Source organism: Mucilaginibacter sp. GW822-FHT03E02 (assembly GCF_058801545.1).
In genome coordinates this window covers 1,464,178-1,477,317 of sequence record NZ_JBXANJ010000002.1, presented here as the reverse complement: position 1 = coordinate 1,477,317, position 13,140 = coordinate 1,464,178, and the positions used below count along the sequence as shown (strand labels likewise).

Annotated in this window: 8 protein-coding genes; all 8 read left to right on the top strand. The window is 45.9% G+C overall.

The genetic code is table 11. From position 1 onward, the window contains the following. The first annotated feature begins 49 nt into the window (after positions 1-49). From AC1RM2_RS32510 to AC1RM2_RS32475, 8 genes are read left to right on the top strand one after another with little or no spacing between them, the layout of a single operon-like run. Positions 50-994, top strand: a complete 945-nt coding sequence (locus AC1RM2_RS32510) for a glycoside hydrolase family 43 protein (protein ID WP_492988224.1) — start codon at positions 50-52, stop codon at positions 992-994. After that, entirely contained in the window at positions 991-2,826 is a 1,836-nt protein-coding gene (locus AC1RM2_RS32505) for an exo-alpha-sialidase (protein WP_492988225.1), read from the top strand. The genes AC1RM2_RS32510 and AC1RM2_RS32505 overlap by 4 nt, the downstream gene beginning before the upstream one ends. A 35-nt stretch (positions 2,827-2,861) precedes the next feature. Continuing rightward, entirely contained in the window at positions 2,862-4,286 is a 1,425-nt protein-coding gene (locus tag AC1RM2_RS32500) for a sialate O-acetylesterase (RefSeq protein ID WP_492988226.1), read from the top strand. A gap of 5 nt (positions 4,287-4,291) precedes the next feature. Continuing rightward, positions 4,292-7,096 (top strand): glycoside hydrolase family 2 protein, encoded by a 2,805-nt coding sequence (locus AC1RM2_RS32495; RefSeq protein WP_492989284.1) that lies wholly within the window; start codon positions 4,292-4,294, stop codon positions 7,094-7,096. After that, positions 7,093-9,837 carry an alpha-L-rhamnosidase gene (locus tag AC1RM2_RS32490; protein ID WP_492989283.1) on the top strand — a complete coding sequence of 915 codons (2,745 nt, stop codon included), beginning with the start codon at positions 7,093-7,095 and terminating at the stop codon, positions 9,835-9,837. The genes AC1RM2_RS32495 and AC1RM2_RS32490 overlap by 4 nt, the downstream gene beginning before the upstream one ends. Positions 9,838-9,862: 25 nt before the next feature. Then, positions 9,863-10,576, top strand: coding sequence for a DUF3826 domain-containing protein (locus tag AC1RM2_RS32485; RefSeq protein WP_492989282.1), 714 nt, complete (start codon positions 9,863-9,865; stop codon positions 10,574-10,576). Between the two features lie 11 nt (positions 10,577-10,587). Continuing rightward, positions 10,588-11,724, top strand: a complete 1,137-nt coding sequence (locus tag AC1RM2_RS32480; protein ID WP_492989281.1) for a sialidase family protein — start codon at positions 10,588-10,590, stop codon at positions 11,722-11,724. Between the two features lie 12 nt (positions 11,725-11,736). Then, complete coding sequence (locus tag AC1RM2_RS32475) at positions 11,737-13,137, top strand: acetylxylan esterase (RefSeq protein ID WP_492989280.1); 1,401 nt, start codon at positions 11,737-11,739, stop codon at positions 13,135-13,137. Positions 13,138-13,140: the final 3 nt, after the last annotated feature.

Genomic DNA, 13,140 nt, shown 5'->3' with positions numbered 1-13,140 from the left:
CGATTGGGTGCTCATTCTCGACTCCATATAAAACCTATTAAAAACACACGTGAAACGGCTATTTACATATATATTACTATTGTTTGCTTCTGCTATAATATCATGCAAGGCGAGTAAAAGCGTGTATATGTTTACGTCGTTTCATGAACCGGCAAATGAAGGGCTCCGTTTGTTGTACAGTTATGATGCCATACATTGGACAGACCTAAACCGAACATTTATAAAACCCGAAGCCGGTGAAGCAAAAATTATGCGCGACCCATCCATCGCCCAGGGCCCCGATGGTGTTTACCACCTGGTATGGACAACCGGCTGGAAAGATGATAAGGGAATAGGCTACGCCAGTTCGAAAGATTTGATTCATTGGTCAGCCCAGCAGCATCTTAACGTGATGGAGTACGAGCCGACGGCAGTAAATGCCTGGGCACCGGAGTTGTTTTATGACGACGAGGCCGGCAGGTTTATTATCGTATGGGCATCAACAGTGCCAAATCGCTTTGCAAAAGGGCAGGAGGACGAGAACAATAACCACCGGCTTTACTATACCACTACTGCCGATTTTAAAACTTTTGCACCAACCAAATTATTCCTGGATCCTGGCTTTAGTGTAATTGACGCCGAAATTGTAAAGCGGGGCAAAAACGATTATATCCTGGTAATGAAGGATAATACCCGGCCTAACCGTAATATCCTGGTAGCTTTTAGTAATAATCCCCTGGGGCCTTACGGCAACTATACCAAACGCTTTACCGAAACGTACAGCGAAGGTCCGTCTATAACCAAAACCGGTAAAAACTGGTTTATTTATTACGATTCGTACCGGTTAAAAAGATATGGCGCTATGCGCACAACCGATTTTAAAACCTTTACCGATATAGCCGACAGTATAAGTGTGCCCACAGGGCATAAACACGGAACTATATTTAAAGTAACCCAAAAGCAACTGAACTTACTGTTAAAAGATTCGGTAGCTGTTAAAACTAATCAACAATGAACAGGACTATCTATATATTACTTTTTACCATTATTGCTTTTTGCGCCAGGGCACAGGATACCGTGCACTACAGCGGCAATACGGTAGTAAATGTTGATTATCACCACGGGCAGCTAAGCCCGGCTATAGGTGTTCATAGCATGCAGATATTGAGGGCCAACCGGGAACATCCTAAGCTGGCTGATGGTTTTGGCTTCACTTATAACCATGCACCCATGCTGGCCTATTGGAACAATACTTTTTATGTTGAGTATTTGAGCGATAAGGTGGGCGAGAGCGTGCCTCCCGGTCAAACACTGGTAGTTACATCTGCCGACGGGCAAAACTGGTCGAAACCAACATTGGTTTTTCCACCTTACAAAATACCCGATGGCACTACAAAAGAAGGGCATCCCGGCGTGGCAAACAACCTGTATTCGGTAATGCACCAGCGCATGGGCTTTTATACCGCCAAATCAAAACGCTTGCTGGTATTGGGTTTTTATGGCATTTGTTTGGATGGGCACGATGATCCCAATGATGGACAGGGCATAGGGCGTGTGGTGCGCGAGGTTTTACCAAACGGAAAATATGGCCCCATCTACTTTATCCATTACAACCCTAAATGGAACGAAAAAAACACAAGCTATCCCTTTTATAAAACCAGTAAAGACAAAGGTTTTGTACAGGCCTGCGATGAGCTGATGGCTAACCCATTAATGATGATGCAGTGGGTAGAAGAAACCGATAAAAAAGATCCTTTAATACCGTTGCATAAAGATTATAAGGCTTTCAATTTTTATCACCTGCCCGATGGCCGGGTAGTAGGCTTATGGAAATATGCCCTGACAGCCATTAGTACAGATAATGGCAAAACCTGGCCTGCAAATGCCGCGCGTGCGCCACGCTTTGTAAACAGCAATGCCAAAATTTGGGGGCAGCGCACATCCGATGGTAAATATGCAACAGTTTATAACCCTTCCGAATTCAGGTGGCCCTTAGCTGTTTCGGTTAGTGATGATGGGCTCAATTATAAAAATCTGTTACTGGTTGACGGCGAAATTTCGGCTATGCGGTATGGCGGCGCCTATAAATCATACGGGCCGCAATATGTGCGCGGGATAGAAGAAGGCAACGGTATACCACCCGATGGCAAACTGTGGGTAACCTACAGCATGAATAAGGAGGACATCTGGGTATCATCAATACCTGTACCCCTAACCGAAATAGCCGGTGCACATGCCAATGAAGTATTTAATGAGATGCCGGCCGGTAAAGAGCTGGAACTGTGGAACACTTACAGCCCCCAATGGGCTCCTGTGACTGTTGAAAAAGCCCCTGACGGCGAAAAAAGCCTTACCCTGAAAGATAACGACCCCTTTGATTATGCCAAAGCAGAACGCGTGGTGCCTGTATCTAAAAAGTTAATGGCCGATTTTACCATCATCCCCGGGCAAAATAATACCGGGATGTTGGATATAGAGTTCCAGGATGAAAAGGGCAGTGCCGCTATCAGGCTTACGCTCGATTCGGCGGGGCAGTTTAGGACCAAGGCGGGATACCGTGATAAAAACATTATTAAGTACGAGGCAGGCAAGCCTTATCATATCATCCTGAAACTAAACACCAATACCCGTTTTTATACCATGAATGTAAACGGAAAGGATGTGCTTACGGCATTATTTTTTGCCCCGGTATTAAGCGTTAACCGTGTGGTTTTCCGCACAGGCGAGGTGCGGCGTTTTCCTAATACAGACACACCAACGGATCAAAACTACGACCTGCCAAAAGCGGGGGAATCTGCCAGGTCTGCGGTTTATTATATTAAATCATTTAAAACAGGCAATTATTAAAAATGGGTAGCAGAGCGATATTTTGCTGTTTGATTATGAGCTTGTTCTGTTTTACAGGTAGCATAGCCCAGGTTGTTTTGCCTAAAATATTAGGTAACGGCATGGTATTGCAGCGCAATCAGCCTGTACCAATTTGGGGTACCGCCAAAGCTGGCGAAAAGGTAACAGTTAAGTTTAACGGCCAAACCAAAACAACTATTGCTGATGATGCTGGTAAATGGATAGTAACGCTTAAACCGATGCCTGCTTCGGTAAATCCATCCACGTTAATCATCACGGGCACCAATACTATAAAGCTTACAGATATCCTGGTAGGTGAGGTATGGCTGTGCTCGGGCCAGTCGAACATGCAGTATGAAATGCGCAAGAACAGCAAAGTAAAAAAGCCCGATACGAGTATAGCAAATTCGCCTGTTGATGAACTTGACCGTGCCCATAACCCACAGATCAGAATCTTTTTGGTCACCCAAAAAAACCTGCAAAAGCCCGATTCTACGCATTCCGGCTGGAGCATCGCGGAGGATTCTACTTTACGTGCTTTTTCGGCGGTGGGTTATTTCTTCGCCAAAAACCTGAACCAAGATCTGAAAGTACCTGTTGGCGTAATCTCATCGGCAGTAAGCGGCAGCCGTATTGAGCCATGGGCGCCGCAGGAAGCTTTTGATGCTATCCCGTATTTTAAAACCAGCAATATTAAAATTGAGGGTGATCCCGGTAAATTCTACGCCAAAATGATTCAGCCGCTGGCGCCGTTTGCGCTTAAAGGTTTTTTATGGTACCAGGGCGAAAGCAACTGCTACCTGGGTGAAACCATCAGTTACACCTATAAAATGGAGGCTCTCATCAATAACTGGCGTAAAAGCTGGAACAACAAAAGCCTGCCATTTTATTACGTGCAGATAGCGCCCTTTTATTATTCGCAAAGCAAAGGAGCGGTGCCATATACTGAGTTTACCGAACCTGAATTAAGAGAAGCCCAAACCATGGCTTTACAGATCCCGCATACAGGCATGGTTATCACCACCGATTTGAACGATGATCTTAAAAATATTCACCCGCCATTTAAGTGGGAGGTTGGCCGCCGGCTGGAATTACAGGCATTAGCCAATACTTACGGACAGAAAAAGCTTGTTTGCTGCGGACCGATGTATAAAAGCATGAAAATCATCGGTAATAAGATCATTTTGAGTTTTAATTATGCAGGTAAGGGATTGGTTAGTTCTGATGGTAAACCGCTTGCCGATTTCACTGTAGCCGGCAAGGATGGCAAATTTGTACCCGCCATTGCTGCCATCAGAGGTAGTACGGTTGAGGTTTCGGCGGATGGCGTAGATGTTCCTGTAGCCGCACGTTTTGCCTGGTTGGAATCGGCCCAGCCCAATTTCTATAATAAGAACGGATTACCTGCCGCGCCATTCCGAACGGATAACCCGCTAAAATTTACACCTACTACAAACTGATTACCATGAGATCTGCCTGTTTTAAAATATGTACCTATACCCTGTTACTGCTAAGCGGAATAACTGCCCGTGCGCAGGAAACACAAAAGGTATATTTATCGGGTACGGGCAGCGACCACACCGTTAACTGGCAGTTTTTTTGTACCGAAGGCCGCAATTCGGGTAAGTGGACAACCATCCCTGTTCCCTCTAACTGGGAATTACAGGGCTTTGGAAAATATAATTACGGGCTTGCAAAGGATAGTCTGAAAGGGAAGGAAAAAGGTTTATATAAATTCGAGTTTAACGTTCCGGCTGCCTGGCAGGGTAAAAGCATCAATATAGTTTTTGACGGCTCCATGACCGATACTGAAGTAAAACTCAATGGCAGATCTGCAGGGGCCATTCACCAGGGATCGTTCTATCGTTTTAAATATGATATCAGCAGTTTGCTTAATTATGGCAAGCCCAATCTGCTGGAGGTAACCGTTTCCAAGCAATCGGCCAATGCATCCGTAAATGCGGCCGAAAGAAAAGGCGACTTTTGGGTATTCGGTGGTATTTTCAGGCCGGTGTTTCTGGAGGCCTTCCCCAAAACTCACATTGATCATTATGCCATTGACGCCAAAGCCGATGGCAAGCTAACAGCCGCGATAAAGTTATCATCAGCTAAAGCGGGAACAATAACCGGGCAGGTATACAACCTTAAGGGTCAAAAAGTTGGTGCGGTTTTCAAAACTAATGTAAATACCGGCGATACCCTGGTGAATCTCACCACCAGGGTCGCATCACCGCTGTTATGGTCGCCCGAGTTTCCTAACCTCTACAACGTGGTATTCACGCTTAATCAGGGTGGTAAGATTGTTCACTCGATAAAGCAGCGGTTTGGTTTCAGAACGGTAGAGTTGCGCCAGCACGATGGCATTTATGTAAACAATGTAAAGATTAAATTTAAGGGCGTTAACCGCCACTCTTTCTGGCCTACAACCGGCAGGGCAATGAACAAAAAGCAAAGCATTGACGATATCATGCTCATGAAGGATATGAACATGAATGCCGTGCGCATGTCGCATTACCCGCCCGATGATCATTTTTTGGATGCCTGCGATTCGCTTGGCCTTTTTGTTTTGGATGAGCTTACCGGCTGGCATGGTCATTACGATACGGAAGTGGGTTCTAAGCTGGCGAAGGAAATGATAGCGAAGGATGTAAACCATCCGTCGATAGTTATCTGGGATAATGGGAATGAGGGTGGCTTTAACTTTGATCTCGATCATTTTTTTGATGACCTGGATATCCAGAAGCGGCCGCCCATCCACCCATGGGCTGTGTTCAGGGGCACAAATACGCAGCATTATATCAACTATGATTATGGTACCGGAACCAATTTACACGGGCACGATGTGGCTTTCCCCACCGAGTTTTTGCATGGCCTTTACGATGGCGGCGCCGGTGCGGGCCTGGACGATTTTTGGGAACTGATGTACCATACGCCGCTTTCGGCCGGTGGGTTTATCTGGGATTTTGCAGATGAAGATGTGGTGCGCACCGATAAAAATAATGAGCTTGACTCGGACGGTGATCATGCTGCGGATGGCATTGTGGGGCCGTATCACGAAAAGGAGGGAAGCTATTACACCATCAAGGAGATCTGGTGCCCCGTGCGCCTGGAGCCGCGGGAGATTACCCCTGCATTTAACGGTAACCTGAGACTGGAGAACCGGTATTTGTATACCAATTTAAAGCAGTGTACTTTTAGCTATAAGCTGGTTAAGTTTAACGATCCATGGCGGCACCCCCAGCCGCAGGCCACCTCGCAAACCGGACCGATAACTTCACCCAATGTATCACCGGGTCAATACGGCAATTTACAATTTGATTTACCTAAAAACTGGCTGGACTACGAGGTATTATACATAACTGCCATTGATCCGCACAAAAAAGAATTGTTTACCTGGAGTTTCCCCATTAAAATGCCCCATGATTTTGTTGGGCGTATTATACATAAACCCGGGATTCATAAAATAAACGTCACCGAAACCGATTCAGCTTACAAAGTGGCCAATGGCAATGGCATTCAACTGGAGTTTAACCGTAACTCGGGTGTGTTGAAAAAAGTAAGTAACAGCCGGGGCGAAATACCATTTAATAACGGCCCCATATTGGCAGAAGGTGGAGAAAAAACAGGCTTTAAAAAGCTAAGCTACCATTATGATGGCGATACCGTAATAGTTGAAGCAGCTTTTGAACCCAAAGCCAATATGGCAAAACTAAAGTGGACCATGTACCCATCCGGTTGGGTAAAGCTGGATGTAAAATACTGGCCCATTGGCGAAGAAGGTAACCTGCTTGGCGTAAGCTTTTCCTATCCCGAAAAGGATGTTAAAGGTGTGCAATACATGGGTAGCGGCCCTTACCGTGTTTGGAAGAACCGGCTAAAAGGTACTTCTTTGGGCGTTTGGGACAAACAGTATAACAATACCATAACCGGTGAGCCAAAAATTGAGTACCCCGAATTTAAGGGATATTATGCCAACCTATACTGGATGAGACTAAACGCCAATACCGGCCCGATTACTGTTGTTTGTGATAACCGCGATGTATTTATGCGCTTGTTTACCCCAGGTAATCCTAAAAAAGTGTACAACACGGCGCCTGCGTTCCCATCGGGTGATATATCTTTTATGCATGGCATCAGTCCGATTGGCACTAAATCTCAAAAGCCCGATAAATTGGGTGCACAGGGCTTCCCCAACAAATACTTTGACTATTACAAGGATATAGATATGGCTTTGCCGTTAACGTTATACTTTGATTTTTCGGGCAAATGAGTAAGCGCACACATATCGCCTTGCTGATATTTGTACTCTCATCGTATAAGTGCCTGGCCGGTATTGCCACTCAAAACCTGCGCTGCGAAATGCTGCACAATCCGCTGGGTATTGAAACTATTCATCCAAGATTAAGCTGGCAGATAACAGGAGAGGGGCGTAATATTAATCAAACAGCTTACCGGGTACTGGTTGCATCAACCCCCGCAAAACTGGCCGCCAATGTGGGTGATCTTTGGGATTCGCATCGTGTGAATTCGGGCGAATCTATCATGATTAATTATGCTGGTAAGGCATTAATTAGTCGTACAGCCTGTTACTGGAAAGTTAAAGTATGGACTAATAAAGGTGAAAGCCAGTGGAGCCAACCCGCCATGTGGAGCGAAGGTTTGCTAAATCCTACCGACTGGAAAGCCCGCTGGATAGGCCATGATGGCGGCTTCCCCTGGGATAGTGTTTCTAAATTCTCCCGCCTGTCGGCACGTTACTACCATAAACAGTTTGATGTAAGGCAAGAAGTAAAAAAAGCAATCATATATATCATTGGGTTAGGTCATTATGAACTTTATATAAATGGCAACATCATAGGCGACCAGGTGCTTGCCGGGCCGCCTACGGATTATACCCAATCTGTTAAGTACAACACTTTTGATGTTACCAATGCAATAAAAAAAGGAGCAAACGCGGTTGCAACGGTATTGGGCAATGGCAGGTTTTTTACCATGCGCCCCAAATACAAACCCAAAAAAATTAAGGAATTTGGTTTCCCCAAAATGCTGCTGCAGTTAGAGGTGGAGTATACTGATGGTACCCGGCAATTAATTGTGAGCGATAAAAGCTGGAAGTTTACTGCTGATGGCCCTATTCGCACCAATAACGAATACGATGGAGAAGAGTACGATGCCGCCAAAGAGATGCCCGGATGGAACAACACCGGCTTTGACGACAGCAAATGGCTAAAGGCCGGGCTGGTGGAAGCGCCCGGAGGCAGGGTAGAGGCCCAGGTGAATGAACTCATTAAGGTTATGGATAGGGTGAAGCCAATCAGCATAAACCAACTCAAATCCGGCACCTGGATTATGGATATGGGGCAGAATTTTGCCGGCTGGGTAAAAATACATGTAAAAGGCAAACGTGGTGATAAAGTAACCCTGCGCTATGCCGAAACCCTACAGCTCAATGGCGAACTGTATGTAGCCAACCTTCGCGATGCCAAAGTAACGGATGTTTACACCCTAAAAGGCGGCGAAGACGAAAGCTGGCGCCCGGCATTTGTATACCATGGTTTCAGGTATGTAGAGATCAGCGGTTACCCCGGCAGGCCCGAATTGGCCGATTTTGAAGGAGAGGTAGTTTATGATGCCATGGCTACAACCGGCCACTTTGAAACGTCCAACCCGCTCATTAACCAGGTTTATCATAACGCTTACTGGGGTATATTAAGCAATTACAAAGGTATGCCGGTTGATTGCCCGCAGCGTAACGAACGGATGCCCTGGCTTGGCGACCGCGCGGTTGGCTCCCTTGGCGAAAGCTTTGTATTTGCCAATGGTAACCTGTATGCCAAATGGCTGGATGATATTGCCCAATCGCAAAAGCCGGATGGCGCTATCCCCGATGTTGCCCCGGCCTATTGGAATTATTACAGCGATAACATGACCTGGCCCGGTACATACATCCTGGTGGCCGATATGCTTTATCGCCAGTTTGCCGATAAGGCGCCCATCGAAAGGCACTATGCCTCCATGAAAGAATGGATGGATTATATGCGTGTAAAATACATGAAGGATTATATAGTGACCAAAGATAAATATGGCGATTGGTGCGTGCCACCCGAATCGCCGGAATTGATCCACTCTAAAGACTCTTCCCGCAATACCAACGGGCAGCTCATCGCGACAGCATATTATTATCATCTGTCGGGATTGATGCAAAAGTTTGCCAAACTGCTCAATAAACCTGCCGATGCACAGGCCTTTGCTGCCTTGAAACTGAGGGTAGGCAATGCTTTCAACCAAAAATATCTTGATAAAAAAAGCTTTCGATATGCTAACAATACCGTCACCGCCAATTTGCTGCCATTATATTTTGGCATTACCCCCGCAGCAAGCAGCAAAGCGGTTTTTAAAAACATAGTTGATAAGATTGAGAATGATGCAAACGGCCACATCAGCACCGGGGTTATAGGTACACAATGGCTTATGCGTGGCCTTACCGAATACGGACGGCCTGATCTTGCTTATCGTATAGCATCTAACGATGATTACCCGAGCTGGGGTTACATGGTTAAACATGGCGCCACCACCATATGGGAGCTATGGAACGGCGATACCGCCAACCCGGCCATGAATTCGCACAACCATATTATGCTGCTTGGCGACCTGGTGGCATGGTTTTACCAGGACCTGGCCGGTATTAAAACTGTTAACGCGGGCTTTAAAGAAATGGTGATGATACCTCCGGTAATAAGTCAGTTAAATACTGTAAATGCTTCATATGAAACGCCATATGGGGTAGTTAAAAGTAGCTGGATAAGCAATAATGGTCATTTCACCTGGCATATAACCGTACCGCCAAACAGCAAAGCTTTAATATACATACCGGCAGGTAACGGCAAGGCTGTAACCGAATCGGGGCAGGCAATGGATACCATAAAAGATATTAAACTGGTAAAAATGGAAGGTGGCCGGGCTATTTTCCGGATAGGATCCGGCAGTTACAATTTTGAAGTTAAAAGTTAAATCTACCTATCTAATGAGGATATATATGAAAATATTAAACATTGCTGGTATGGCATTCGTCGTATTGCTCATCACATCAACCCTAAGTAAGGCGCAGGACCAAACAGCGGTAAAGCAAGTCCCATCGCCGGAAGCACAGGCTAAAGCTGATGCAGAGATTGATAAAAAAGCAAATGAATGGGTAAGCTCCCTTACCTTGAATGATACTGCGAAAGCTTCACGGGTAAAAACCGTTGTGGCTACGCACCTGAAAGCTATCCGCGATTGGAATAATAGCCACTCGTACGAATCTGTACCTACCGGGATCGATCCGGCTACCGGCAAACCATTGAGCACTATGGACAGGCAGATCATCATCAATTCATCCCTGCCAAAATCTGTTCACGAAAACCTGATGACCGGTCTGCGCAAAGATCTTAATGAAGAACAGGTTGAAGCGATATTGGATAAATATACCATCGGCAAGGTGGCTTTTACACTGGCAGGTTATAAAGCCATAGTTACTGATCTGACCCTGGTTGAGGAAGCAACCATACTTGCCAATTTAAAGCAGGCCCGCGAGCAGGCGGTTGATTTTAAAAATATTAAACAGATCTCGGCCATTTTTGAGATCTACAAAACCAAAAACGAGCAATACCTCAACAATAACGGGCGTAACTGGCACCAGTTATTTAAAGCTTATGTAGATGCTGTTAAAGCTAAAGAAACTGCTGATGCTGCAAAGAAAACAGCTCAATAAATATAATAGCCATGTATAAGAAAATCTTGCTGATCATATTAAGCGCCTGCGCAATAAGCGGCGAAACATTTGCCCAAACTAACCCCTGGCGCAAAGGCATTGTAAAAGATGAATTTATTTACGATAAAGCGCCTTATCCCGAATGCCATGCAGCTACCATTGCCGAAACCCCAAAAGGTTTGGTGGCATCATGGTTTGGCGGTACAAAAGAACGTAACCCCGATGTATGCATCTGGGTGAGCCGGTTTGTTAATGGCAAATGGACTGAAGGCATTAATGTAGCCAACGGCATACAGAACGATACTTTACGCTACGCCTGCTGGAACCCCGTGCTTTACCAGGTGCCGGGTAGTAAGCTGCTTTTATTTTATAAAATAGGCCCAAGCCCTGCAAAGTGGAAAGGGTATATGAAAACATCAGACGATGGGGGGATTAGCTGGTCGGCGCAAACTGCTTTGCCGGATGGCTTTTTAGGCCCGATTAAAAACAAGCCGGTTTTGCTGAAGGATGGCACATTACTAAGCCCGGTAAGTACCGAAGGCAAAGCCTGGCAGGTGCATTTTGAAGCAAGCCATGATTTTGGTAAAACCTGGACCATGACAGGCCCTATAAGTGATGGTAAAGAGCTGAAAGCTATCCAACCCAGTATCCTGATCCATAAAGATGGCAGGCTGCAGGTACTTTGCCGCAGCCAGAACAGGGCGATACTCACAACCTGGTCAAAAGACAAGGGGCAAACCTGGTCGCCGCTCGAAAAAACAACTTTGCCCAACAACAACTCAGGCACCGATGCGGTGACGTTAAAGGACGGCAGGCAGCTTTTGGTTTATAATCATGTATTACCGCCGGGGACACTGGCAAAAGGCGCCCGTACGCCTTTAAACGTGGCCGTATCAAAAGATGGAGTTAACTGGTATGCTGCCGCGATACTGGAAGATTCGCCAATCAGTCAGTATTCTTATCCATCGGTGATCCAATCGGCAGATGGGCTGGTGCATGTGGTTTATACCTGGCGCAGGCAAAAAATAAAGCATGTGGTGCTCGATCCCCAAAAAATGGAGCTGAAAGAAATAAAAGACGGTGTGTGGCCCAAATTAGATGGGTACACAGCTCCTGTGGCAACAACAGGAGAGACTAAAGATCTTTAAAGGAGAAACGAGATGAAAAAATTAATCGGTATACTCATAGCCTGCTTTACATTACTGTATTATACAGCCGGTGCTCAGCAAACCACGGATGGTCTGTACAAAAAATCATTAAAGCAAGTGCTTGATGAGATACAGGACAGGTATCAGGTAAAGATTAAATACACCGATGCCCAGGTTCGGGATAAATGGGTAAACTATGCGGAGTGGCGTTTCCGGCCGGATGTGGATACCACGCTGGCTAATGTGCTTACCCCGCTCGATCTCAAGGTAAATAAAGAAAGCACCGGCAGGTATAAGCTAAAGGAGTACGAATATTTCCGCTGGGCGGTTACTGACGGCTGGAAAGAGTTGGACCGTATTGCATCGCAGTATCATGATAAAGCCAGCTGGGAACAACGCAAAGCTTTGCTTAAGCCACAACTATATAAAGCTTTGGAGTTATGGCCTTTACCGGAAAAACCCGCTTCAAAACCTATCATCACCCCCAAAAGAAAATTTGATGGTTATACAGTAGAGAACATAGCTATTGAAATTTTACCGGGTTTATACATCAATGGATCGTTATATAAACCATCAAAAATAAAAGGGAAGATCCCGGTAGTATTAAGTCCCGACGGGCATTGGGAGCACCAGCGCTACCGTGCCGATTGCCAGTTGCGTTGTGCCACACTGGCCCGCATGGGTGTTATGGCCTACAGCTACGACCTTTTTGCCTGGGGCGAATCGCTGTTGCAGTTTAAAGAGGAAGATCATCGCCGCAGCCTTGCGCAAAGCATTCAAATTTTAGGAGCTATCAGGATATTGGATTATGTATCATCATTAAAAGAAACGGACACTGCGAGAATAGGAATCAGCGGTGGATCTGGCGGCGGCAGCCATACCGTATTAATGACCGCGCTGGACGACAGGATTAAGTTAAGCGCACCGGTAGTTTCCGTCTCATCCTATTTTTACGGGGGCTGCCCATGCGAAAGCGGGATGCCCGTACACCAGTGCGGAGGCGGAACCGATAATGTAGAGCTTGCCGCTATGACGGCCCCAAAACCGCAATTGCTGGTATCTGACGGGCAGGACTGGACAGCCAATATGCCCGAACATGATTTTCCTTATCTCAAAAAAATGTATGGTTACTATGGTGCCGAAAATATGGTAGAGAATGTACATCTCCCCAATGAAGGTCACGATTTTGGGCCATCCAAAAGGTTTCCGTTGTACAGGTTCATTGCCAAAAACTTTCACCTCAATATCAACGCGATTGAAGATAAGAGCGGCAATATTGATGAATCAAAAGTAACTATTGAAAAAGAACCGGCCATGTATGTGTTTGGCGATAAAGGCGAAAAGCTGCCTGCCGGTGCCATAAAAGGGTTTAACCAACTGCAAAAAGTTTTCGCGGCAGCAATAAACAAATAGAGG

Excerpts from the sequence above, each read along its gene's own strand:
- AC1RM2_RS32500 (WP_492988226.1), top strand. The coding sequence starts at position 2,862 with ATGAGCTTGTTCTGTTTTACAGGTAGCATAGCCCAGGTTGTTTTGCCT.
- AC1RM2_RS32475 (WP_492989280.1), top strand. The coding sequence starts at position 11,737 with ATGAAAAAATTAATCGGTATACTCATAGCCTGCTTTACATTACTGTAT.
- AC1RM2_RS32485 (WP_492989282.1), top strand. The coding sequence starts at position 9,863 with ATGAAAATATTAAACATTGCTGGTATGGCATTCGTCGTATTGCTCATC.
- AC1RM2_RS32490 (WP_492989283.1), top strand. The coding sequence starts at position 7,093 with ATGAGTAAGCGCACACATATCGCCTTGCTGATATTTGTACTCTCATCG.
- AC1RM2_RS32495 (WP_492989284.1), top strand. The coding sequence starts at position 4,292 with ATGAGATCTGCCTGTTTTAAAATATGTACCTATACCCTGTTACTGCTA.
- AC1RM2_RS32505 (WP_492988225.1), top strand. The coding sequence starts at position 991 with ATGAACAGGACTATCTATATATTACTTTTTACCATTATTGCTTTTTGC.
- AC1RM2_RS32480 (WP_492989281.1), top strand. The coding sequence starts at position 10,588 with ATGTATAAGAAAATCTTGCTGATCATATTAAGCGCCTGCGCAATAAGC.